Annotated in this window: 25 protein-coding genes and 1 tRNA gene; 22 read left to right on the forward strand and 4 right to left on the reverse strand. The window is 70.7% G+C overall.

The features are described from left to right. Positions 1-39: 39 nt before the first annotated feature. The gene (locus ACSYGN_RS19000) at positions 40-1,512 is read left to right on the forward strand and encodes an AAA family ATPase (protein WP_460397179.1); all 1,473 of its coding nucleotides are present in this window, start codon (positions 40-42) and stop codon (positions 1,510-1,512) included. A gap of 111 nt (positions 1,513-1,623) precedes the next feature. Then, positions 1,624-1,908 (forward strand): hypothetical protein, encoded by a 285-nt coding sequence (locus tag ACSYGN_RS19005; RefSeq protein ID WP_460397181.1) that lies wholly within the window; start codon positions 1,624-1,626, stop codon positions 1,906-1,908. Positions 1,909-2,116: 208 nt separating this feature from the next. Here the strand turns inward: ACSYGN_RS19005 and ACSYGN_RS19010 are convergent, their stop codons facing one another. Beyond that, the gene (locus ACSYGN_RS19010) at positions 2,117-2,431 is read right to left on the reverse strand and encodes a putative quinol monooxygenase (protein ID WP_460397183.1); all 315 of its coding nucleotides are present in this window, start codon (positions 2,429-2,431) and stop codon (positions 2,117-2,119) included. Positions 2,432-2,624: 193 nt separating this feature from the next. On the opposite strand from ACSYGN_RS19010, the gene ACSYGN_RS19015 reads away from it, so the two are divergent. The 7 genes from ACSYGN_RS19015 to ACSYGN_RS19045 all read left to right on the forward strand — a co-directional run bounded on the left by ACSYGN_RS19015 (position 2,625) and on the right by ACSYGN_RS19045 (position 10,507). Beyond that, positions 2,625-3,911 (forward strand): M48 family metallopeptidase, encoded by a 1,287-nt coding sequence (locus tag ACSYGN_RS19015; RefSeq protein WP_460397185.1) that lies wholly within the window; start codon positions 2,625-2,627, stop codon positions 3,909-3,911. A 174-nt stretch (positions 3,912-4,085) separates the two neighbouring features. Further along, entirely contained in the window at positions 4,086-4,517 is a 432-nt protein-coding gene (locus tag ACSYGN_RS19020; RefSeq protein ID WP_460397187.1) for a DUF6153 family protein, read from the forward strand. Between the two features lie 119 nt (positions 4,518-4,636). Further along, the gene (locus ACSYGN_RS19025; protein ID WP_460397189.1) at positions 4,637-5,596 is read left to right on the forward strand and encodes a F510_1955 family glycosylhydrolase; all 960 of its coding nucleotides are present in this window, start codon (positions 4,637-4,639) and stop codon (positions 5,594-5,596) included. Positions 5,597-5,679: 83 nt separating this feature from the next. Further along, positions 5,680-6,180 (forward strand): hypothetical protein, encoded by a 501-nt coding sequence (locus tag ACSYGN_RS19030; RefSeq protein ID WP_460397191.1) that lies wholly within the window; start codon positions 5,680-5,682, stop codon positions 6,178-6,180. Continuing rightward, a complete protein-coding gene (locus ACSYGN_RS19035) occupies positions 6,177-7,637 on the forward strand; it encodes a 4Fe-4S binding protein (RefSeq protein WP_460397193.1) in 1,461 nt (486 codons plus the stop codon). Before ACSYGN_RS19030 ends, ACSYGN_RS19035 begins: the two co-directional genes overlap by 4 nt. 309 nt (positions 7,638-7,946) lie before the next feature. Continuing rightward, a complete protein-coding gene (locus tag ACSYGN_RS19040) occupies positions 7,947-9,698 on the forward strand; it encodes a PHP domain-containing protein (RefSeq protein WP_460397195.1) in 1,752 nt (583 codons plus the stop codon). 83 nt (positions 9,699-9,781) lie between these two features. Then, on the forward strand, positions 9,782-10,507 hold the full coding sequence (locus tag ACSYGN_RS19045) for a hypothetical protein (RefSeq protein ID WP_460397197.1): 726 nt from the start codon (positions 9,782-9,784) through the stop codon (positions 10,505-10,507). A gap of 133 nt (positions 10,508-10,640) precedes the next feature. Here ACSYGN_RS19045 and ACSYGN_RS19050 read toward each other — a convergent pair whose 3' ends face one another. After that, the gene (locus ACSYGN_RS19050; protein WP_460397199.1) at positions 10,641-11,546 is read right to left on the reverse strand and encodes a universal stress protein; all 906 of its coding nucleotides are present in this window, start codon (positions 11,544-11,546) and stop codon (positions 10,641-10,643) included. A gap of 166 nt (positions 11,547-11,712) precedes the next feature. Next, the gene (locus ACSYGN_RS19055; protein ID WP_460403566.1) at positions 11,713-13,506 is read right to left on the reverse strand and encodes a copper resistance protein CopC; all 1,794 of its coding nucleotides are present in this window, start codon (positions 13,504-13,506) and stop codon (positions 11,713-11,715) included. A 286-nt stretch (positions 13,507-13,792) separates the two neighbouring features. Between ACSYGN_RS19055 and ACSYGN_RS19060 the strand changes: the two genes are divergently transcribed. The 4 genes from ACSYGN_RS19060 to ACSYGN_RS19075 all read left to right on the forward strand — a co-directional run bounded on the left by ACSYGN_RS19060 (position 13,793) and on the right by ACSYGN_RS19075 (position 16,497). Next, on the forward strand, positions 13,793-14,380 hold the full coding sequence (locus tag ACSYGN_RS19060) for an HhH-GPD-type base excision DNA repair protein (protein WP_460397201.1): 588 nt from the start codon (positions 13,793-13,795) through the stop codon (positions 14,378-14,380). Positions 14,381-14,500: 120 nt separating this feature from the next. Next, positions 14,501-15,181: an HdeD family acid-resistance protein gene (locus ACSYGN_RS19065; protein ID WP_460397203.1), complete on the forward strand. Its 681-nt coding sequence runs from the start codon at positions 14,501-14,503 to the stop codon at positions 15,179-15,181. Between the two features lie 214 nt (positions 15,182-15,395). Continuing rightward, positions 15,396-15,692: a type II toxin-antitoxin system VapB family antitoxin gene (locus ACSYGN_RS19070; protein ID WP_004943146.1), complete on the forward strand. Its 297-nt coding sequence runs from the start codon at positions 15,396-15,398 to the stop codon at positions 15,690-15,692. Positions 15,693-15,858: 166 nt separating this feature from the next. Further along, positions 15,859-16,497 carry a LytR C-terminal domain-containing protein gene (locus tag ACSYGN_RS19075; protein WP_460397206.1) on the forward strand — a complete coding sequence of 213 codons (639 nt, stop codon included), beginning with the start codon at positions 15,859-15,861 and terminating at the stop codon, positions 16,495-16,497. 261 nt (positions 16,498-16,758) lie between these two features. Here the strand turns inward: ACSYGN_RS19075 and upp are convergent, their stop codons facing one another. Next, positions 16,759-17,394, reverse strand: a complete 636-nt coding sequence (gene upp / locus ACSYGN_RS19080) for a uracil phosphoribosyltransferase (RefSeq protein WP_460397208.1) — start codon at positions 17,392-17,394, stop codon at positions 16,759-16,761. 212 nt (positions 17,395-17,606) lie between these two features. On the opposite strand from upp, the gene ACSYGN_RS19085 reads away from it, so the two are divergent. The 9 genes from ACSYGN_RS19085 (at position 17,607) to ACSYGN_RS19125 (ending at position 23,495) form a co-directional block, all read left to right on the forward strand. Continuing rightward, complete coding sequence (locus tag ACSYGN_RS19085) at positions 17,607-17,822, forward strand: hypothetical protein (RefSeq protein ID WP_460397210.1); 216 nt, start codon at positions 17,607-17,609, stop codon at positions 17,820-17,822. A 278-nt stretch (positions 17,823-18,100) separates the two neighbouring features. After that, positions 18,101-18,628 (forward strand): tRNA adenosine deaminase-associated protein, encoded by a 528-nt coding sequence (locus ACSYGN_RS19090; RefSeq protein ID WP_460397212.1) that lies wholly within the window; start codon positions 18,101-18,103, stop codon positions 18,626-18,628. Between the two features lie 89 nt (positions 18,629-18,717). Then, positions 18,718-19,149, forward strand: a complete 432-nt coding sequence (gene tadA, locus ACSYGN_RS19095; RefSeq protein ID WP_460397214.1) for a tRNA adenosine(34) deaminase TadA — start codon at positions 18,718-18,720, stop codon at positions 19,147-19,149. 46 nt (positions 19,150-19,195) lie between these two features. After that, positions 19,196-19,283, forward strand: a tRNA-Ser gene (locus tag ACSYGN_RS19100). Between the two features lie 567 nt (positions 19,284-19,850). Further along, a complete protein-coding gene (locus ACSYGN_RS19105; RefSeq protein ID WP_460397216.1) occupies positions 19,851-20,030 on the forward strand; it encodes a hypothetical protein in 180 nt (59 codons plus the stop codon). A 90-nt stretch (positions 20,031-20,120) separates the two neighbouring features. After that, positions 20,121-20,414, forward strand: a complete 294-nt coding sequence (locus tag ACSYGN_RS19110; protein WP_460397218.1) for a Dabb family protein — start codon at positions 20,121-20,123, stop codon at positions 20,412-20,414. Between the two features lie 178 nt (positions 20,415-20,592). Next, positions 20,593-21,447, forward strand: coding sequence for an RNA polymerase sigma factor SigF (locus ACSYGN_RS19115; protein WP_460403568.1), 855 nt, complete (start codon positions 20,593-20,595; stop codon positions 21,445-21,447). A gap of 243 nt (positions 21,448-21,690) precedes the next feature. Further along, positions 21,691-22,620, forward strand: coding sequence for an RNA polymerase sigma factor SigF (locus ACSYGN_RS19120; RefSeq protein WP_460397220.1), 930 nt, complete (start codon positions 21,691-21,693; stop codon positions 22,618-22,620). 101 nt (positions 22,621-22,721) lie between these two features. Continuing rightward, positions 22,722-23,495: a hypothetical protein gene (locus ACSYGN_RS19125; RefSeq protein ID WP_460397222.1), complete on the forward strand. Its 774-nt coding sequence runs from the start codon at positions 22,722-22,724 to the stop codon at positions 23,493-23,495. Positions 23,496-23,542: the final 47 nt, after the last annotated feature.

The raw sequence follows: 23,542 nt of genomic DNA on the forward strand, positions 1-23,542 counted from the left end.
ATCTGTACTTCTACATTCACGCGCCCCTTGAGGTGAGGCATGGACAAGCCTGCCGAGATGTTCGACCGGGACTACGAGTGGTCGGCGCTGCGCCGGTTCATCACGGATCCGCAGCCCGGCGCGACCCTCGGGGTGGTCTCCGGGCGCCGCCGCCAGGGAAAGACGTTCCTGCTGGACGCCGCCTGCCGTGCCTCCGGAGGGTTCTATTTCGGGGCGACCGAGGCAGCCGATGCGGAGTCGTTGCGGCGGATCGGCGCCGCTCTGACAGCGCATGTCCGCCCCGCCGCCCCGTTCCACTTCGCCGACTGGTCGGAGGCGGTCGACGCGCTCCTCGCGCTCGGCTCCGAGCGGCCCGTTCCGGTGGTGATCGACGAGTTCCCCTACCTCGCCAAGGCCAACCCGGAGCTGCCGTCGATCATCCAAGAGGCGCTGCGCCCGCTGCGTGACCAGCGCACCGCCTCCCGCACCCGGCTCCTGTTGTGCGGCTCGGCGCTGTCCTTCATGGGGCGGCTGCTGTCGGGCAATGCCCCGCTGCGGGGCCGGGCGGGACTGGAGCTCGTGGTCCGCCCCCTCGATCACCGTCTCGCCGCCGAGTTCTGGGGCATCACCGATCCCCGGCTGGCCATGAAGGTGAACGCGATCGTCGGCGGCACTCCCGCTTACCGGCGCGAGTTCGCGCGCGGCGACACGCCCTCAGGTCCGGACGACTTCGACGACTGGGTCGTCCGTACCGTCCTCAATCCCGAGACCCCGCTCTTCCGCGAGGCCCGCTACCTGCTCGCCGAAGAACCCGACCTCCGCGACACCGCGCTGTACCTGTCCGTCCTGGCCGCCGTCGCCGACGGCAACGCCACCCGGGGTGGTATGGCCGGCTACCTGGAACGCAAGGCCACGGACATCGCGCACCCCATCAACGTCCTCGAAGACGCGGGACTGCTGCACCGGGATGCGGACGCCTTCCGCGACAACAGGCCCACTTATCGCATCGCCGAGCCGCTCATCCGCTTCTACCACGCGATCATGCGTCCGGTCTGGGACCAGCTCGAACGCCCGGGCAGCGCGACACGGGTCTGGCAGGCCAGCCGCCGCCGCTTCGTCAGCAACGTGCTGGGACCCCACTTCGAACAGGTCTGCCGCGACTGGGCCCTCCATCACGCCGACCCCGAAACACTGGGCGGCCTGCCCGCCCGCGTCGGGCACGGCGTGGTCCACGACCCCAAGGCCCGCGTCAACCATGAGATCGACGCGGCGGTCATCGGAATCGCCGATGGCGCCAAGCCGCCGCTCCTGGCCATCGGGGAGGCCAAGTGGAACGACATGATCGGCATGGCCCACATCGACCGCCTCCGGCATGTCCGCGACCTCATCACGCAGGCCGGGCGCTACGACACGAGCGGCACCCGCCTCATCTGCTTCAGCGGAGCAGGCTTCAACGACAAGGCACACGCCTACGCGGAGGCGGATCCCGACATCCGGCTGATCGACTTGGCAACCATCTACAGCCCCACCTGATATGTCGTCGGGCAGGGCCGCGCCCCCTTGGCGACGCACGCCCGCTCACGTACGGCGTACTGAGCCGTCGGTCGGGATGCGAGGGGGTTCCCCCCGGTGGAAGGTGGTGTCATGAACCAGCATCACCACCAGTCCCGTAAGGCGATCGAGATCGACACCCGGCTCGTCACGACCGGTGCCGTGCTCACCGCGGCCGGTGCCGCGGTGGCAGGCATCGGTATGGCCATCGGGGCTATCGCCGTGTTCGCGGCAGGTCGGCGCATGATCCGCGAGATGGACGTGCCCCCGAGCCAGCAGGCGGCCGCGAAGTGGCGGCAGGCCAAGGAGGCGTCCCGAGCGGGTGTGCAGGCGTGGCAGTCCGCGTCCGACGCCCAGCGCGGGTCGCTTGCGCGCTGAGCGCTCGGCGGGAAGTGCCACGATGGGATGTGCCGCGATCTGCCGTCTGTCGTCTGCGGCGCCGACGTGGCCGGTCGCTCCCCCAAGCTCTCAACTTCGTTCGAGCAGGGAGGTACCCCCGTCGCGGCGGAGCCGCAGATCGGAACAGCCCCGCGCCCCTTCAGGGCGCTGCTCCCCAGGCCCGATGTCGGTGGAACGATTCCCCACGTCACCTCTCGGCATCGACCCCCTTGCCGGACACGAACTCCAGCCGGTCCACCTCTTTGGCCGCGAGGTACTGCTCCCGCTCGGTGAGGAAGGCGCGTACGTAGTCCTGCGACTCGTGGTCCTCGAAGGCGTCCTCGTCGCGGTACAGCTCGTAGAACACGCGCTCCAGGGGGCGGCCGTCGACTCGGTGCACGGTGTAGATCAGCGTTCCGGGCTCGTTCGCACGGATGCGCTCGCCGGTGCGCGCGACCAGGTCGTCGAAGGCGGTCGCAGCGGCAGCGTCCTTGCAGGTGAACCGCACAAACAGTCCGAACATACGAGATTTCCTCTCCAAGGGTGGCCCAAGGGTGGCCACAGCGGCCCCGCAACGGCGTCGTGCGGGTTGCGGTTGGGTCAAGTGCCGCGTGGACCGGACGCCTCCTCTTTACCAGCCCCGATCCAGATGATCAGCTTGCGCAGATCACCATGGGGGGCGGTTCGGTGGGGGCCGTCCGGGAGGGGGAGCGGTCATGTCCGCCGTCGCGGAAGAGACGACACAGCCGTGCCCGGAGTGCGGCGCGCAGATCCGGTTCGACCGCCGGTTCGCCGCATGGTGCGCGGCCTGCGACTGGAATGTGGATCCGGAGCCGGGCCGCCCGGAGCCAACACGGTTCGAGCGGGCGGAACTGGCCCTCGCCCGACGGCACGGTGAGGCCTTGCTCGCCGAGATGCTGAGCGGCCGCGAACCCCGGCCGCAGCGCGATTCCTCGGCGGTGCTGGCCATCGCGCTCGCACTCGGCGTGCACGGTGTCACCGTGGTGCTGGCGGTCGCCGGTGTCTGGTGCCTCGTGGCGGGCTGGGGCGGTCTGGGCGTGGTCGTGGGCCTGCTGCTCCTGGCCATGGCCGTCGTGCTCGGCCCCCGGTTCCGCAAGCTGCCCGACGACCGGCCCGTCCTGTTCCGTGCCGACGCGCCCGAACTCTTCGCCCTGGTCGACGAGATCGCCGGCGTGGTGGGCACCCGCGGTGTGCACGCGATCGTCGTGGACGAGCGCATCAACGCCGGCGTCACGACCTACGGTGTACGCCGCCGTCGGCTGCTGATGCTGGGCATGCCGCTGTGGGAGGTCCTCACCCCGGAGGAACGGCTCGCCGTGCTCGGCCATGAGCTGGGGCACTACGCCAACGGCGACACCCGGCACGGCTTCGTCGTGGCGACAGCGGTACGGACGCTCTCCCTGTGGCACCACGCCCTCCAGCCGCTGCAGGATCCCTCCCCCACCGAGATGATCGTGAACGTGCTCTACATCGTGCCCAGGCTGCTGGTACGGAGCGTGCACGAACTGCTCGTCCGGCTGACCACCCGCGCCGGTCTGCGCGCCGAATACCTCGCCGACCGGCATGCCGCCCGCGTCGCCTCCACGCAGGCCGCGGCGTCGTTCATGGACCGGCTGCTGATCGCGGACTCGCTCGCCGTGCTGCTGCGCAGCGAGGCCAACAAGGCCGCCCTCACCGGCTCCCGGTCCACCCGAGAGGCGGCGGCCCACGCGGACGAACTGTGGGGCGCGCTCACCGCGTACACGGCGTCCGTCCCGGAGTACGCGTACGAACGCCAGCGCCGCGCCGGAGCCCGCCGCGGACACCGCGTCGACACCACCCACCCACCGACCCACCTGCGCCGCACCTGCCTCCTCGACGGCCCGCACCTGGAGGCGGCGGTGACCCCGGCCCCGGACCGGGACCTCCGCATCGGCAAGGAACTCGCACCCGCCCGCACCGAGGTGGCCCGCCGCATCCTGCGCGACGGGTTCGGCGGCTGACAGCGTGTGGACCGGCCTGAAGGTCGGGGAGGGCTGTGCTCTTGCTCTCAGCTGTGGTCGACGGTGGCCGTCGTCTCCCGCCCGCGAGGCGCAGGTGACAGGTCGTGCGGCGGGCGGCGCTAATGTGTGGTTGTCGTGTACTCGTGGGTTTCAGGAGGCTCGGACTTCCGTAGCATGTGCGCTGTGACAGCCTCTGTGCAGCCTCGCCGGGCGCCGTCGCCGCTGAAGTGGTGGCCGACGTTGCTGGTGTTCGGGCTGCTGGTCGGGCTGGTCGGTATGCACGGGCTGGCTCTCGGGGAGTCCGGTCGTGTCGGGGGGCACCACTCCTCCGCGAGCGAGATGCACCTCGGCATGCCTGACATGTGGGGCCGAAAGGCTGATTCCGTCTGCCTCAGTGAGAGTGGTGTCGGCGGCGGGCATGCCCAGCATGCCGATGCGACCTGTGCCTCCGGTGCGCTCAGCGCCGGGACCGCGCTTCCCGCTCTGCTGCCCGCTCCTCCCAGTCCCGCTCCGGCGTCTGCCGGCGGGCACCGGTCCGCCGTCATCGGGCTGGAGGGCGGTCGCGCGCCTCCCTCCCTCAGCGCATTGCAGCTTCTGCGGATCTAGGACAAGGCCCAGCCGTGTCCGCCCCTGCGGTGTGTGCCGCGGGCGGTGGTCGCACGGCGGTCCGTCATGTCCCGCGCCGTTCTCGCGCGCGTCCCCCTTCCGCTCCGCAGGAGTTCCGCATGCGTTTCCGCATGAATCGGCATCAGAATCGGCATCATCCGGATTCGCTGAATCCGCTGGATCCGCGCACCAGTAGCGCTCGTTTCCCCTCATATCGTCCACGTCATCCACGTCGTCTCGGGCTCGGCGTCACCGTCGCAGCCGCCGCCGCTCTCGTCCTCTCCGGTTGCGCCGGCAACGGCGACAGCCAAAGCAGCAGCTCCGACGGCAAGCTCTCCATCGTCCATGTCCACGGCGTCGGCATCGACCCCTCCGACGGACGCCTCTACGTCGCCACGCATGAGGGCGTCGTCGCCGTGGCGCAGAACGGCAAGGCCCGGCGGGTCGGTGACACCGCCGACTACATGGGCTTCACCGTCATCGGGCCCAAGACCTTCCTCGGCAGCGGTCACTCCGCCGAGGGCAGCAGCGACCCCGGCAATCGCGGACTGATCCGTTCCACCGACGCCGGTCGGAACTGGACAACGCTCTCCCTGGGCGGCTCGGCCGACTTCCACGCCCTGAAGTACGCGCACAACACCGTCTACGGCTACGACAGCACCCGCGGCACCCTGCGCGTCAGCACCGACCGCTCCACTTGGGACAGCCGCGCCCGGATCGCCGCCCTGGACTTCGCCATCAGCCCGAAGGACGCCGACGTCGTACTCGCCACCACCGAGGGCGGCGTCGTCACAAGCAAGGACGGCGGCCGAACGTTCGGCAAGGGTTCCGGGAAGGTGATGGCCTACCTGTCCTGGCCCGCGGCCGACACGCTCTACGGCGCCGATCTCTCCGGCGGCCTGCACCTCAGCACCGACGGCGGCGCCACCTGGCGGAAAACCGGCACGGTACCCGGTGGGCAGCCCGAGGCGCTGACCGCCTACGCCAACGGGCGGGTGCTCGCCGCTACCCAGAACGGTGTCTACGACTCCCGCGACGGCGGCAAGACGTTCACCAAGCGCCTGGCCATCACCTCCTAGCTGCCCCCATCCGCCCCCGGCGATGCCGGGTCACGCCATGGCTCCGTCCTGCCCGGCGCATGGCCGAGCGAAGGAATCCTCTGATGAAACACGCCCTCCGGCGCACCGCCGTGATCTGTCTGGCGGTGCCCGCGATCACGCTTCTCGGCGCCTCCGCGGCACTGGCCGACTGCCAGCCCAAAAGCACCGGTTCACCGAGTGCCAGCGCCACCCCCAACCCGTTTCCCTCCCTCTCCGCCAAGGGCACGAGCGGTACCTGTTCCGCCACCGGTGACAGCCACAGCCACAGCCACAGCCACAGCGACAGCCACAGCGACAGCAACAGCAATGACATGAGCAACATGCCCGGCATGGACGGGATGGATGGCATGGACGGCATGGACGGCATGGACGGTATGGACATGCCCGGCATGGACGGCAGCAGTCACAGCCACAGCGGCTCCTCCACCGGCCAGACCACCGAAGCCGACCACCCCCGCACCGCCGTACTCAGCGCGTTCGGCGTCGTCAACGTCGGTGTGATGGCGTCGGCGGCCGTCGTACGGCGTCGTCAGCGGAACGCCAAGAAGGGAGCCACGCGATGAGCCCCGCCCGCACCGACGACACCACGCGCAGCCCGCGCGGTCCCCGCGGCTCCCGTACGCCCGGGATCACCCCCACCGACCCGCCCGGCCGAAGCCGCAACCTCCTCGACTACCGGCCCGTCCGCGCCGTGGCGCGCAGCCGCTGGTACCCCGGGGTGCTCCAGTACGCGGCGATGGCCGTGTTCGCCGTCGTGGTCTACCAGCTCCTGGTGGGTCCCCAGGCCGCGCACGACAACCTGGGCACCGCCCTGGTCTGGGTGCTGTGGTGGCCGCTGATCCCGATCGTGTTCATCGCCGTCGGGCGTGCCTGGTGCACGGTCTGCCCGTTCGGCAAGCTGTCCGACCTCGTGCAGCGGCTGGTCGGCGTCGAACGCCCGGTGCCGCGGTTCCTGAAGCAGTACGGCATCTGGATCATCGACGCCCAGTTCATCGCCATCACCTGGGCCGACCATGTCTTCGGCATCGTGGAGTCGCCCTGGGGCACCGGGATGCTGCTCCTGCTGATGACGACCGCCGTGGTCGTCTCGGGCGCCTTCTTCACCCGGCGCACCTTCTGCCGTTACCTGTGCTTCCTGGGCGGTCTCTCCGGCAACTACGCACGCACCGGGGCCGTCGCGCTCCGCGCGAACACCGACATCTGCGCCACCTGCACGGCGCGCGCCGTGTGCTTCAACGGCGGTGAGGCGGCTCCGGCCTGCCCGCTGTTCGAGTTCCCCCGCACGATGGACTCCTCCGCCAACTGCAACCTGTGCGCGAACTGCATCAAGAACTGCCCCAACGACGCGATCACGCTGACGGTGCGTCCGCCGACCAAGGAACTGTGGTTCATCCGCAGGCCGAAGATCGAGGAGACGTTCCTCGCGGTGGCGATCATGGGCATCGTCTTCATCCAGAACATCACGATGCTCACCGTGTGGAACGACATCCTGGACTGGATCTCCGACACCTTCGGCGTCACCAGCTACGGGGTCATCTTCACCGCCGCCTTCACGGTCGCGATCGCCGCACCGGCGGCGCTGCTGGCCGCCGCCTCCTTCGTCGCGTCCCGTACGGCGGGAGGCACGGTGTGGAGCAACTTCGCGCGGTTCGGGTACGCGCTCATCCCGCTGGACGTCGCCGGGCACGTGGCGCACAACCTGTTCCATCTGCTGGCCGAGGGCAAGTCGGTGTTCTACACCGCCCTCGAAGCGCTGGGCCAGGGCTCCTACGGCACCTCGACCGCGTTCGTCTCGACGGGCACCATCCAGGTGCTCCAGTACGTCGTCGTCGCCCTCGGTGTCGCGGGCTCGGCGTACACCGCCTGGCGCATCGCCCGAGGCCCCGCCGGCACGGCCCGCTCCGCCCGCCCCGCCACCGCCCGCACCTGGGCGACCCTGGCGCCGTACGCCGTACTGCTCCTGGTCTTCGGCGCGTTCAACGTGTACCTCTTCGCCCTGCCGATGGCGATGCGCATGTGACCGCCGCGGCGGCCGCCTCGTAGCGGCACCCACGGGACCGGAACACATGGGCCGACAGCCGCGCCCTGCACTGCCTCATCAGGCAGCGGCAGGGGCAGCGGCTGTCGGCCCATGGTCATCTGCGGTCCACCCGCACGCCCCCGAGTGGCGCGTTCCCGCCGTGGCTCTCCGCTCCCGTCCCGCCCAAACCCCGGCCGCACATCATCCGTTCGGCCACGGAGCATCAGCACGACCCCCGTCGTTCAATCGGCCTTCTCAGAATCTGCACGTCCCAAGCGTGTACATCCCTGCCGCCCGCGGGAGTTGAGTATGAGCCACAGCCACGGCCACGGCCACGGCCACGGTCACAGCCACGGTTCCGGTCACCACCATCATCACCACCACGACAGCGGGGAGGCCACCTCCCTGCCGCCCGCCCTCGATCTCTCCGTCCCTGACGCGGAGCTGACGCCCAGCCAGCTCTCGCGCCGCTCCATGCTGCGCCGTACCGGTCTGCTCGGGGCCGGGCTCGCGGCCGGCAGTGTGCTCGCCGGTGCCGGGCAGGCCGCTGCCGCCGCGCCCGCCACCTCCGCCACCTCCGCCGCTGCGTCCGGTTCCCGCAGTGACCGTTCCGGCGGTTACCTGTGGCTGGCCGGCGACCACCACATCCACACCCAGTACAGCTCCGACGGCAAGTTCCGCGTCATCGACCACGTCCGCCACGCCAACGCGTACGGCCTCGACTGGATGGTCATCACCGACCACGGCAGCGAGGCGCACGCCAAGATCGGCGTCGAGAAGGTCAACCCCGACATCGTCGCGGCCCGCGACCAGATCGAGGACACCCTCGTCTTCCAGGGCCTCGAGTGGAACATCCCCGCCGCGGAGCACGGCACCGTCTTCGTCCACCCCGGCAGAAACGAGGTGGCCGTGCTGAAGGAGTTCGAGAACTCCTTCGACGGCGCGGTCAAGAAGGCCACCGCGGGCACCCCGGCCAACGAGGCCCTCGCCATCGCCGGCATCAACTTCCTCGCCGAGCAGGTCCAGCGCCGCAAGGTGAAGGACATTCTCTTCCTCGCCAACCACCCGGCCCGCAAGGGCATCGACTCCCCGCACGAGATCCGCAGCTGGCGCGACGCCCAGCCGAGCATCGCCGTCGGCATGGAGGGCGCGCCCGGCCACCAGGCCGCCGGTATCAAGGCCCCGCAGGGTCCCGGCTCCGGCCGCGGCTACTACGACAACAGCCCCAGCGCCGACTCCTTCGCCGCGTACCCGCTGGAGAGCTACCGCACCTGGGGCGGTTTCGACTGGATGACCGCCACCGTCGGCGGCCTGTGGGACAGCCTGCTCGCCGAGGGCAAGCCCTGGTGGATCACCGCCAACTCCGACTCCCACAACGTCTACACCGACACCTCCGTCCGCGGCCCGAACAGCGACTTCAACGCCAACGGCCGCTACGAGGACCCCGTCTACGGCGGCGCCATGGACCTCGCCAACGGCGACTACTGGCCGGGCCAGTACTCGCGCACCCACGTCGGTGCCGCCTCGTTCTCCTACAAGGCGGTCATGGACGGCATCCGTGCCGGCCGTGTCTGGGTCGACCACGGCGGTCTCATCAGCGGCCTCGACGCCCGGCTGCGCTCCGGCAAGCGTGCCGCGACCCTGGGCGAGATGCTGACCGTCCGCCGCGGCAGCCAGGTCGACCTGGTCGTCGAGATCAGCCTCGCGGGCGGCCCCAACTGGTCGCAGTTCGTGCCGCAGCTCGCCCGTGTCGACGTCATCCAGGGCACCGTCACCGGCGCCGTCTCCGACAAGGACGCCTTCACCACGCCGGACACCAAGGTCGTGAAGTCCTTCGAGGTGAACAAGTCCACCGGCACGGTCCGCCTCACCTACTCCCTCGGCAAGGTCGACAAGCCGTTCTACGTCCGTCTGCGCGGCACCGACGGCAACCGCTCCGCCGTCGGCATCATGGGCGCCTCCGTCGACCCGGCGGGCCCGGCCATGGACGTCGTCGGCGACGCCGACCCGTGGAAGGACCTCTGGTTCTACTCCAACCCCATGTGGGTCCTGCCCGCATGAGCAGTGTCCCCGGCAGTGCCGCTGGCAGTGTCCCCGGCAGTGCCGCTGGCAGTGCCCTCGGCAGTGGCAGCAGTGAGCCCGCCGTGACTCATGCCGTGCCCGGCGTCCGCTCCGTGATCGGGGTGGACGCCGGGACGGCGTCCCTGCGCGAGGCCGACCATCTGATCCACGATCTCGTGGAACGGATGGGCGGCCTCCCTCCCGGGACCGTCGTCTGCACCCACCTCATCCGCACCGACGAACGCCGCGGCACCGCCCTGTCGTTCGCCCTGCCCGAGGGCATGGACGCGGAGACCGTCTGGGATGCACTCACGGCGGCGGACACCTCCGCCGTCCCCGGTTCGGACGTCGGTACGGACGTCCGTACGGACGTCGGTGCAGGCGTCGGTACGGACATCGGTGCAGGCATCGGTGCAGTCCTCGGTCCGGACTTCGCCGCGGTACTCGGCGACCGGACCCACGGCTCCCCCGCCGCCGTCCCCGCCGCCGCCCTCGCCGCCGACGAGCACTCCCGCCGCAGCGGCGGACGCGCCGTGCTCTACCCCGGCGCCGACCGTCTCACCGGTACGGTCACCGTCGTCGAGCTGCTCGGACTCAGCGCCGTCGAGCGGATCGTCGTAGTGGGCACACCGAACGACGGCACGGACACGGGCGGGGCCGATCCCGCCACCCACGTCCTCACCCGCGATCACGTGCGGCCCGAGTGGCGGGACGGGCGGCTGACGCTCGCGCTCGTCCCGGCCGTCGGGGGAACGCTGGCGCCGTTCGAGGTGCCCGATCCGACACCCTGCTGCGCCGATCACGTCTGAGGGCGGGCACGGCGCGGATCACGCAATTGCGGTCCCTTCCCGTTCCGCCACACAGTCACGTGTCGCACGTACCGCACGTACCGCACGTACCGCACGTACCGCGCGCGCCGTGCCCGTCCCACCGGTCGGCGGTTCACTCAGGGGCGAGCGTCCCCCGCACCACCGCGACCGGGCAGTGCGCGTGATGCAGCAGGGCCTGGCTGACCGAGCCCAGCAGCAGCCCGCGGAATCCGCCCCGTCCGCGCGCGCCGACCACCACGAGCTGTGCGGACCGGCTCGCCTCGATCAGTGCCTCCCGTGTTCGGCCGTGCACGACCTGGTGCTCGACCTTCACGCCGGGGTACCGCTCCTGCCGGCCGGCGAGGGACTCGTAGAGCAGCCGCTGTTCCTCTCCGGCGAGTGCGCCGGAGGGGTTGGCGTACGGCTCGGCGGGGTCCGGCGGGGCGGGCAGGGGTGCGTTCCAGGTGGTCCAGGCGTGCAGGGCGACGAGCCCGGCACCGCGGAACGCGGCTTCGGCGAAGGCGAAGTCCACCGCCCGCTCACCCGCGGCGGAGCCGTCGACACCGAGCACGATCGGCCCGTCCGCCGGTGCCCCCGCTTCGTCCTGTTCCCGTACGACCAGCACCGGGCACCGGCCGTGGGCGGCCAGATGCACCGCCGTGGACCCGATGAGCAGCCCCACGAACCCGCCCATGCCCCGGGACCCGACCACCACGAGCTCGGCGGCACGTGACTGGGCCTCCATGACGGTGAGCGGCTCCCCGGCCACGACGGCATGGCTGACCTCGACATCCGGTTCCGCCTCGCGGGCCCGTGCCACCGCCTCGGCGACCAGGCGCTCGACCATGTTCCGCATCCCGCCCTCGGGCGGACCCAGCAGCGAGGGTCCCAGCGGCGCGTGCATCGCGGGCCAGAAGAACGCGTGCACCACCCGCAGCCCCGCCTCCCGCGCCCGGGCCTCGCGCGCCGCGACCTCCACCGCACCGAGGCTCGAGGCCGAGCCGTCCACTCCGACGACCACCAGACCACTGACGCTCATCACCCTGCCTCCGTTCTCCCACCCGAACACGCCGGTGCTCCCTCTCCTCCCCTTACCTCCGTTACCTCCGTTGCCTCCATTACCTCCGTTACCTCCAGAGTCGGCCCGTCCGGCCCTGCCCGCCACGGGCCCGTCGGCCAGGGATCGGGCCCGTCGACGGGGTTTGTCAGGGCGCGATCCTCAGGGATTTCGACACCGTCACCTGGTCCAGGTCCGACACCCGTACCGTCGCCTTCACCATCCAGGTGCCGGGGGCGGGGAGAGTCAGGCGGCCGGTGCCCCAGTAGCCGCCCAGGTCGGTCACCTTGGCGTCGATCGGGCCGAGCTTCTGGCTGGGCAGGGTGAGGGACAGCCGGAGTTCGGGGACGGTGACCAGGCCGCCGTCGGGGCCGAAGACCACCGCCTCGACCGAATTGCGCCCCACCCGGCCGGGATCAAGGGTGATCTGCACCTTGCCGTGACCGTTCCGGATACCCACGTCGAAGGGGATCGTCATGACCGCCGCGACCGGCAGCCCCGCCGCCGCCTGCGCCTCCGACGCCTCCGACGCCGCCCGGCCGGGCACGGTGCCGGTCAGCACCGTCGTGATCAGCAGGACCACCGCGGCCACGGCCGCCTCGGCCAGCACGGTGCGCTGCAGGGTCCGGTGGGCGGCGGCGGGCGGTGGTGGGGTGCGGTCGCCGTCGGTGTCCGGGAGGGGGTGGGGCAGTGCACTTCGGGTGCCGCCCACAGTCTCCCTGACCCCCTCCCGGACTGCCGCCGTCACCTCCGTAGCCCCCGTCTCCACCGTCAGCACGCGGCGCGCCGTCCAGCGGCGGGAGCGGTCCGCGATCATCAGCAGCACGGCCACCGCGGCCAGTTTCAGCAACAGCAGCCGGCCGTACGAGGTGTCGGTCAGCGCCTGCCAGGAGCCGAGGCCCCGCCAGGACTGGTAGACGCCGGTGATCACCAGCACGGCCACGGCCGCGGACGCCAGGCGGGAGAAGCGGACGGCAGAGGCCACGAAAGCCCTGTCGGGCCGGGCCCGGTGGAGTGTCGTGAGCAGTGCCGCCAGGCCGCCGAGCCACACCGCCGTCGCGAGCAGATGCAGCGCCGACGACGCCATGGCCACCGGCACCTGGACACCGGCCGAGGCGTGGTCGGAGACCGCCCAGGTCAGGGCCAGGGCGACGGCAAGAACTGCACCGGTCGCCAGGGAGGTGGGCGACGGCTCGAGAGCAGTGGGCGACAGCTTGCGGACCCGTGCGGCAAGGAGAGCCGTGAGCAGCAGCAGCGCGAGGCGGACCAGCAGGGCCTGGCCGGGGCGGCCGGTCAGGGTGCGGTGCAGGGCCGACGCATCGAACGCCGTCGTCGGCGCGGTGCCCGTCTCGTAGGGGGCGCGCAGCAGGAGGAGTACGGCGGTGGCGGCGGCCAGGGTCCACCAGCCCGCCAGCAGCAGCTTGCGCAGGGGGGCCGGGTCAGGGGGGCGGCACAGGGCCGCGAAGGCCGCGGTGCCGATGAGGAGGGCGGCCGCCAGGTAGGCGGCGTAGCGGGCGGTGTCGTAGAGGCCGCCGGTGAGCGGGTGTTCCACGGGGGCCGCGGGCACCGGCGGAGGGGTCGGGGACGGTTTGCCGACCGAGAAGGTCAGCGCGCCGGACACCGGGTGGCTGTCCGCCGAGACCACCCGCCACGCCACTGTGAAGGTGCCGGTGGCGAGCTTGCCGGGCAGCCTCACCCGGGCCGTGTTCGAACGGCCCGGGGCATGCTCCGGCTCGGGCGTGTCCAGCCGCTTGTTGCCCGGGGCGAGGACGCGGAAGGAGTCGTCGAGCAGGCCCACCGACTCGGTGAACGTCAAGGTCACGTACCGGGGCGAGGACTTGACCACGCTCCCGTCGGCGGGATCGGAGCCGCGCAGCGCCGCGTGCGCCGACGCCGGGGCCGCCGTACCGAGGAGGAGAAAGGGGAGGAGGAGCACCAGCATGCCCAGCAGCGGTGGCGACAGTCGAGGGGTGGGTCGCCCGCTGTGTGCCGTCTTCCTGGTGGTTCCCTCGCTCGTTTCCTCGCTGGTTTCCTCGCTCGGCCGTCGCTGCACGTCGTAACTCCGTCGTCGTTCCGTCGTCGGTCCGTCACTCCGCATCTCGTACGGACGGGACGAACTCCCCGCTCATACGGCACACCGGAAGGTACGCCAGCCCGACAACGCCGTGCAGGGAAAGCCGCGGCAACGGCAACGCGCGCCCCGCCCGCCCCCGCGGGATCATCGACCCATGGACATCACCCTGCACCTCGCCCAGGACCCCGAGGCCGACGCGCTGCTCGGCAGGTCGCCGCTTGCCGCGCTGGTCGGGATGCTGCTGGACCAGCAGGTCCCGATGGAGTGGGCGTTCCGCGGCCCCGCGACCATCGCGCAGCGGATGGGCGCCGCCGACCTGGACGCCCATGAGATCGCCGTCCAGGACCCCGACGACTTCGCCGCGCTCCTGTCCGAGAAGCCGGCCGTGCACCGCTACCCCGGGTCGATGGCCAAGCGCATCCAGCAACTGTGCCAGTACCTCGTCGAGCACTACGACGGCAACGCCGAGCTGGTGTGGAAGGGCGTGGACGAGGGCCAGGAGCTGCTGAAACGGCTCCAGGACCTGCCCGGGTTCGGCAAACAGAAGGCGCAGATCTTCCTCGCCCTGCTGGGCAAGCGGTTCGGGGTGAGCCCGAGGGGCTGGCGCGAGGCGGCCGGTGCCTACGGGGACTCCGGCTGCTACCGCTCCGTCGCCGACATCACCGGGCCCGAGTCGCTGGCCAGGGTGCGGGCGCACAAGCAGGAGATGAAGGCGGCGGCGCGAGCCGCCAAGGGCAAGTGATCCGTCGATCTGATCCGTCGATCTGCTTGATCGACTCGGTCCGGGTCCGCCGGCCCGTCCGGGTCAGCCGACCGGACGCCCCGAGTGGCAGCCCGGCCGAGTCCGTCCCCAGCATGGAGCATGACCGAGGCACCCTCCGGCTCCCCCCTGAACCCGGACGACGACCGCAAGGTCCACGGACCCCGGGCCACCCCTCACCCGGCGGCCCACCACCCGTCCCACGAACCCGAACCGCCCTTCGAGGGTCCCCTGCACGCCCTCTCCCGCGCCGCCTGGCAGATCGTCCTGCTCACCGGGATCGCCTCGCTGGTCCTCGGGATCGTGGTGCTGGCCTGGCCCGATGTGTCGTTGCGCGTGGCCGGGGTGCTGTTCGGGCTGTATCTGCTGGTCAGCGGTGTCTTCCAGCTGATCGCGGCGTTCGGTACGCATCGCACCACCTCGCTGCGGGTGCTGGCGTTCATCAGCGGCTCGCTGTCGATCCTGCTGGGCCTGTTCTGCTTCCGGGGCCCGATGCAGTCGGTCCTGCTGCTCGCCCTGTGGATCGGCATCGGCTGGCTGATCCGGGGGATCACCCAGACCCTGGCCGCCGCCTCCGACCCGAGCATGCCTGCGCGCGGCCGGCAGATCTTCCTCGGCGTCATCACGATCGCCGCCGGGATCGTGATGATCGACTCCCCGTTCGACTCGCTCACCGTCCTCGCCGTGGTCGGCGGGGTGTGGCTGGTCGTCGTGGGTGTCATGGAGATCTTCACGGCGGTCGGCATCCACAGCCGTGCCAACCGCATCCCGCGGACGGTGTGACAGCTTTGATCCGGTGTTCGCTGGGTCGAACGAGGACGGGCGCACCACATCGCGATGTGATGTTGGACCCGCCCCGCGGTGGGCCCCGGCGGGTCATTTCAACAACTTGATCTCGATTTGATCTCCCTTGCGACCCGCCTTCCCCGCGGCTTTCCGGCCCCGTACTCCGCCGCCATGGCTGCGCCCGGAACGTCTCGACCGGTAGGCTTTCCGTGTGATCTTCAAGCGCATCGGAAACGGCCGGCCGTACCCCGACCACGGCCGGGAAAGCACCCGGCAGTGGGCGGACGTCGCGCCGCGCCCGGTCCGCCTCGATCAGCTCGTGACGACCAAGCAGCAGCTCGACCTGGAGACCCTCCTCGCCGAGGACTCCACGTTCTACGGCGATCTGTTCGCGCATGTCGTGAAGTGGCAGGGCGATCTCTATCTGGAGGACGGCCTGCACCGCGCCGTGCGGGCGGCCCTCCAGCAGCGCCAGGTGCTGCACGCACGCGTCCTCGAACTGGACTGAGCGAACCGGACTGAGCGCGCCACCGATCCTGACCGGGACGGACAACTGGCATGGACAGGGCCGAGCGGGTGTCGGATCCGGCACCGGCTTGGCCCTTTCGAGTGCTCCTGCGGCGTCGAATGATCATCTAGTAGGCATTGCAGCCCAGGCGCACTACGCTGCGCTCATGAGCATGCTCACTCCCCCTGGCATGGGCGGCCAGTACCGGATCACGGGGGACAAATACCCGCGGATGCGTCGTCCCCGGCGGCGCGGCCGACTCGTGTTCATGGTCGTCGCCGGTGTGACCGTGCTCGGGGTGCTCGGCTGGGGGACACTTCAGCTCATCGACGTGTTCACCGGCGGCGGCAACTCCGCGTCCGCGGCCGGGACCAAGGCCGATTGCACCAAGAAGGCCAGCCCGTCAGCCACCGTCGCAACGAATCTGCCGAAGCCGGGCCAGATCACGGTCAACGTGTTCAACGCCACAGCCCGAACCGGCCTCGCCAAGGGCACCGCGGACGAGCTGAAGAAGCGCGGCTTCAAGATCGGCGACGTGGGCAACGCGAGCAAGGAGTACGACAAGAAGGTCCACGGCAGCGCGGTGCTGCTGGGCCGGCTGTCGTCCCTGAAGACGACGCTGCCGGTGCTGAGCACCCAGCTGGGCGGCGCCCAACTGCGCACCGACGCCCGCAAGGGCGGTGACGTCGATCTGATCATCGGCGACGGCTTCAAGACCCTCGACAAGACGGACACGGCCACGAAGGCGCTGACCGCGCTGACCGCACCGCAGCCGACTGCCACCACGTCGAAGAAGCCTTGCTGAGGCCGTAGCCCCGGGCACGAAAGCGGGGCCGTACCCACCTGGTACGGCCCCGCCGATACTTGACGCGTCGCTCAGCAGATCGGGCGACGCCCGCTGCGGTTCGGCAGCGCCCCCGAAGGGGCGCGGGGCTGTGCCTACATGCGGCTCCGCCGCGATGGGGGTACCTCCCTGCTCGAACGAAGTTGAGAGCTTGGGGGAGCGACCAGCCACGACGATGCCGCAGACGACAGACGGCACAGCACGGCACGTCCAGCGGAGCGCTCAGTCCGCCAGCCCGTAGAGCCGGTCGCCCGCGTCGCCGAGGCCCGGGACGATGTAGCCGCGGTCGTTGAGGTGGTCGTCGACGGCCGCCGTCACGACCGTCACCGGCGTGCCCGCCAGCTCGCGCTCCATGACCTCGACGCCCTCCGGCGCGGCCAGCAGCACCACGGCGGTGACGTCGTCGGCGCCGCGCCGCATCAGCTCCTGGATCGCCGCGACCAGGGTGCCGCCGGTGGCCAGCATCGGGTCGAGGACGTACACCTGACGCCCCGAGAGGTCCTCCGGCATCCGGGAGGCGTACGTGGACGCCTTGAGGGTCTCCTCGTTGCGGATCATCCCCAGGAAGCCCACCTCGGCGGTCGGCAGCAGCCGGACCATGCCGTCCAGCATGCCGAGCCCGGCCCGCAGGATCGGCACCACCAGGGGGCGGGGGTGGGACAGCTTGACGCCGGTGGTGGGCGCGACCGGGGTCCGGATGTCGACCGCTTCGGTGCGTACGTCCCGCGTGGCCTCGTAGGCGAGCAGGGTGACCAGTTCGTCGGCGAGCCGGCGGAAGGTCGCGGTGTCGGTGCGCTCGTCGCGCAACGTGGTGAGCTTGTGGGCGACCAGGGGGTGGTCGACGACGTGGAGACGCATGTGCACAACAGTAACCGCGCCCGCCGTCCCCCACTGCTGGCACCACAGCCGGACCCACTGCTGGCACCACTGTCGGCATCACGGCTGGCACCACCGCGGGCATCACGGCTGGCACCACCGGGCAGCACCGCTCGCATCACTGCCGGCACCACTCCTGGCATCAAACCGTCCGGCGGGGGGAAAGTGGGTGGGACGGACCGAGGTGGTGACCCATGCCCGACCTGCCTGACAGCGCCTCCGCCGGGGGATCGCCGGAGATACCCGTCGCGGGCCGCCCGCGGGAGACCGACACCGAGCGGCGCCGTCGCCGCGCCCAGTTCCTGCACGATCTCGCGGAGGCCCGTGAGCTGCGCGAGCGGGTCCAGCCCCGGCGCGCCAAGGCGGCCCGGCTGCGGCACGCGATGCGTATGCGGACGTTCCGCTGGTAGGGAAGATCACACCGTGTCGGGGCGTTGTGCGGACGGCCGTGCGTGGGGTTTTGGAAAACCCGCGTACGATCCGCAGGTGGCGGCAACGAGTGCGCTGGTGAGTCCTTTATGGACCTGCGATCAAAACAGCCGGACACAGGGGGCCGAAGACGTCCCCTGAACGCCTTGTTTCTGCCACGATTCCGAGTGGGTGGGGCTCGGAGCCCAGCTCTTCCCGCCCAGAACCCGCGCCGGGGGGACCCCCAACCGGCACGCCTAAGACCAGTGGGAGAGTCACGGTGTACTTCGCCGCACTGCTCGCGCGCACCGAAGACGGGTGGGAAGCGAGCGACACGGAGCTCGACGATGTGGAGACCCTGTCGGATCTGGCCGATCTGGCCCGTGAGGCCTCGCCCGACGACGACACGGTCCTTGTGCTCATCGAGCAGGAGGACGCATGGTTCGGTGTCGTCCGGGTGGACGGCGAGGAGGACCCTCGCATCTACGTCTCGGACGCCGCCGCGGCTGCCCGCAGCTCGTACGGCGAGATCCTGCTCACCGACGAACTGCTCGGGCGGGAGCCCGGCGACGACGGCAGCGACCTGGAGTCGCTGGACCTCGACGGCACCGAGGACGGTGAGCCCGATGACGACGACGGGGACGGCCCGGCCGCCGACGCGGTCCCGCACAGCCCCGTCGGCGACGCCGGGATCCTGGAGGACCTGGGCATCGACGAGAAGGAGTTGCGCGGCCTCGACGCCGAGGACGCGCTGAGCGCGATCGCCGAGGCCCTGGGTGCCTCGGAGGTGCTGGAGACCGTCCGCTGACCGCCCCGGCGCCGGACGACCCGGGAAACCCGGGAGACGGGGCCCCGGACACCGCTCCGGACCCCGTACGCGACCGCTGGCGGGCCGCGATGCGGCTCGCCCTGGACGAGGCCCGGCAGGCCGTCCGCGGCGGGGACGTCCCCGTCGGCGCCGTCGTGCTGTCCACGGACGGTACGACGGTGCTCGGCGCCGGGCACAACGAGCGCGAGGCGAACGGCGACCCGACCGCGCACGCCGAGGTCCTCGCCCTGCGCCGGGCCTCCGCACGGCTCGGCGAGTGGCGGCTGACCGGCTGCACGCTCGTGGTGACCCTCGAACCGTGCCCGATGTGCGCGGGAGCCCTGGTGCAGTCCCGCGTGGACCGTGTGGTCTACGGCGCCCGCGACGACAAGGCCGGCGCGGCCGGCTCCGTCTGGGACCTCGTACGCGACCGGAGGCTCAACCACCGGCCCGAAGTGATCGAGGGCGTCCTCGCCGCCGACTGCGCCCGCCTCCTGACGGACTTCTTCCGCACCCGCTGAGAAACGGATTTCGGAGCAGGGCTTTCCGTGCTGTAAGGTCTCCCTCGGTAGCGTGTCCGAGCGGCCGAAGGAGCTCGCCTCGAAAGCGAGTGTGGCGCAAGTCACCGAGGGTTCAAATCCCTCCGCTACCGCCACAGAAGGGCCCCGCCGGACGGCGGGGCCCTTCGTCGTATGCGTCGGCACGTCGTATGCGTCGGCGGTGGGGTGCGGAAGCAGCCAGGAGGCGCATGTGAAGGCGCGCGAAAGGGAAAGAAGCGCAGGCGCAGGAAGCACGAGCGACATGAAAGACGCGCGAGAGCCACGAGAAGTACGAGAAGCGCGGGTGCCACTACCGGCACGAGACGCGAGAGAGAGAACGGCGGAAAAAAGAATTCGGGGGAGACGGCGCGGGGGATGTGCGTCGTCTCCCCCGGTGCAGACCCGGACCCTCAAGTACGCGCCGGTAACGGGGGAGGTCACGGCGTGTACCCCGCAGTGGGGTCCGTCCCGGCCCTCGGGATTCCTGCCAGATCCCCTGGGCTCTGAATCCATCTTGGGGCCGCGAGCGATTCCGCGGGACCGACAAAGGCCCTTGGCGTGCGGGCCATTGGTCCCTATTACAGGCGTGTGGGCGTGCGGTGGCTACACTCGCGCCGGTGACATGGAGACTTGGGGCCACAGCAGTCACTTAGAGCGACAGCAGTCACAGGGGAGGGCCGCTCATGGCGGTGAACGCGAAGAAGATCGCCGTCTATGTGCTGGTGGTCTTCGCGCTGTACGTGATCATCACGGACCCGGCCAAGGCGGCCGACTACGTCCAGATAGGCTTCGAGGGCATATCGAACGCCGCCAAGGCTGTCGGCGACTTCATGACCTGGCTAGCCAACGGCGCCCACAACTAGCGCCTGTCGCCCACAGCACTCGGACGCTCCGGCCCTCCGGTGCACCGGCGCCCCGGCGCGCCGGTCGCCAAACCCCCTCCGGGAGCAGTCATGATCCGCCATCTGGTCCTCTTCAAGCTCAACGAGGGCGTCGAGCGCGACGACCCGCGGGTCCTGGCGGGCGTGGCGGCCTTCGAGGCGCTGGACGGCATCATCCCCGAGATCCGCTTCTGGGAGCTCGGCTGGAACGTCAGCGACCGGCCCATCGCCTACGACTTCGCGATCAACTCCGGCTTCGACGACCCCGAGTCCCTGCGCCGCTATGTGGAGCACCCCGAGCACCAGGCGGGCGTCGGCCTGTGGCGTGAGTTCGCCACATGGGTGATGGCGGACTACTCCTACTGACCCAACGCGAACATCGAGCCCCTCGCCCTACCGGCCGGGGGCTTTTCCCATGCCCGGCACGCCTCCCGGTCACCCAACTCGCCCTCAACACGGCGTGATGAGGTGCTTGCACACAGTGCACATGTCTTGTGATGCTATGACCGCTTTTGACGGATGATTGACCGAGGAAGAGGTGGCGTTGACCGTGTCGGCCAGTACTGCGCCGCCCCAGGAGGAGGCCCCCACCCCCCATCCTCCGGCGCCGGCCCAGCCGCCCCCCGGGGTGAAACGCCGGGGCGCGGACACCCGGGCGCTCACCCAGGTGCTCTTCGCTCAGCTCAAGGAGCTCCGGCCCGGCACGCCGGAGCACGACCGCGTGCGCGGGGCGCTCATCGAGGCCAACCTCCCGCTCGTACGCTACGCGGCCGCCCGCTTCCGCTCCCGCAACGAACCGATGGAGGACGTCGTCCAGGTCGGCACCATCGGGCTGATCAACGCCATCGACCGCTTCGACCCGGACCGGGGGGTGCAGTTCCCCACCTTCGCCATGCCGACGGTCGTCGGCGAGATCAAGCGGTACTTCCGCGACAACGTCCGCACCGTGCACGTACCGCGCCGGCTGCACGAGCTGTGGGTACAGGTCAACAGCGCCACCGAGGACCTCACGACCGCCCACGGGCGCTCCCCCTCCACCGCCGAGATCGCCGAGCGGCTGCGCATCAGCGAGGACGAGGTGCTGTCCTGCATCGAGGCCGGGCGGTCGTACCACGCCACCTCCCTGGAGGCCGCCCAGGAGGGCGACGGGCTGCCGGGGCTCGTCGACCGGATCGGCTACGAGGACCCGGCGCTGGACGGGGTCGAGCACCGCGATCTGGTGCGCCATCTGCTCGTCCAGCTGCCCGAGCGCGAGCAGCGGATCCTGCTGCTGCGCTACTACAGCAATCTCACCCAGTCGCAGATCAGCGCGGAGCTCGGGGTCTCCCAGATGCATGTCTCGCGGCTACTGGCGCGTAGCTTCCAGCGGCTGAGATCCGCAAACAGGATCGAGACGTAACCGTCAGGAGCGAATCACCCACCTGGGTGCTTCCCGACAGTTGTGTGCCGAAAGACCGTCAGACCCCCTCTTTCCAGGGCTGTTTCGTCACTCACATGTCGACATGTCACTACAGCGTGTTGCCGACATGTGACATTCTGCGGGAAGAGCGTTTGCCGTGGCTCAGGCTCCGGTATTCAGGTGAAGGCTGCGTTCCTCGACGGAAACGCCGCCGCGACCGTCCCGCGACCCAAAGGGGGTGGCATGTCCGCAGAACAGGGCAGCTCGAAGGTGCTCACGCTCCAGAAGAGCGACACCGCGCCCGAGGCGATCGACGCGCTCGACGGCCCCATCGGCCCCATCGGCCCCATCAGCCCCATCGACGGGGTTGCGGCTGTCGAGGCCGCGCCGCCGACCCCGGCAGCCTCGGAAGCCATCGACACCCGCACCCTCTCCCGCTCCCTCTTCCTGCGGCTCGCCGCCCTCGACGAGCACAGCCCCGAGCGCGCCTATGTCCGGGACACCCTCATCGAGCTCAACCTCCCCCTCGTGCGCTACGCGGCGGCCCGCTTCCGCTCGCGCAACGAGCCCATGGAGGACATCGTCCAGGTCGGCACCATCGGCCTGATCAAGGCGATCGACCGCTTCGACTGCGAACGGGGCGTGGAGTTCCCGACCTTCGCGATGCCCACGGTCGTCGGCGAGATCAAGCGGTTCTTCCGGGACACCTCGTGGTCGGTGCGGGTGCCGCGCCGCCTCCAGGAGCTGCGGCTGGCCCTCACCAAGGCCAGCGACGAGCTCTCCCAGAAGCTCGACCGCTCCCCGACGGTCACCGAACTCGCCTCCGTGCTCGGCGTGTCCGAGGAGGACGTGGTCGACGGCCTCGCCGTGGGCAACGCCTACACGGCCTCCTCGCTGGACTCCCCGGCCCCCGAGGACGACGGCGGCGAGGGCTCCCTGGCCGACCGCCTCGGCTACGAGGACACCGCCCTGGAGGGCGTCGAGTACCGCGAGTCGCTCAAGCCCCTGCTCGCCAAGCTGCCGCCCCGCGAGCGGCGGATCATCATGCTGCGCTTCTTCGCCAACATGACCCAGTCCCAGATCGGCGAGGAGGTCGGCATCTCCCAGATGCATGTCTCCCGGCTGCTGACCCGGACACTGGCCCAGCTGCGCGAGGGGCTCATCTCCGACTGAGAGATTATTGACTGGGACTCGCCGACCGGGTCCGGCCGCGGGCGCGGCCGGATTCTTACCGGAGGGTTCCTTATTGACGGTACGTCAGTCACCATGACGCGATGTTTCGGGTGACACGTGCGATGGCCGCCGTGGTCTGTCTGGGCGGGGTGCTGACCGGTTGCGGGAGCGGCGGCGGGCACGGCGGCTATGCCGCGGTGGGCGCGCCAGGAGTGTCCGGTCCGGCCTCCGGCGGGCCGACGGGTGATGTGACGTTCGTCCCGCTGGACGGCGGCGGCAGTGGCAGTGGTGGTCGCGACCGCGGTGGCTCACCGTCCGGCCCTGGTGCGGCCGACGGCACGGGTACGAAGTCGGGTCCGGGCACGGATACGAGTACGGGCACGGCTACGGCGGGATCGGCGGGATCGGCGGATTCCGCCAGCCCCGGGAACCCCGGAAGCCCGACCACCGCAGCCCCCACGGCACCGGGCGCCCGCCACGGCCGTACGACCGCCCCGGCGCCCCCGCCCGGCACCTCCGCCCCTCCCGCCCCCGCCGCCCTCACCTGGAGCGACCCGGAACGGGCCGACGGCGCGCACCGCTGGTGCGACGAGGTGACCGTCGGTTTCCGCAACTCCGGCGGGAGTCCGGTCCGTTCGGGCACCGTGACCTTCGGGACGCACATCATCGACGCGCTCGGCATCGACTGGGCGACCGTACGGTCCACGCAGGACCTTCCGGTGCCGATCGCGGCAGGTGCGCGCACGTCAAAATCCTGGACGGTGTGCGTGGAGTCCATGGGGGTCCCCCCTGTTCGAGCGGAGCCGAGAACTTGGGGGAGCGTGCCGCTCGGCATGCACGTGGAGACCCGGGACCTGTCCGTCCAGTGGGGTTAGCGGTCGAACCGCAGTGGTACGGGCTCGACTTGCCCTACTGCCCTATT

This window comes from Streptomyces sp. YIM S03343 (genome assembly GCF_054729195.1).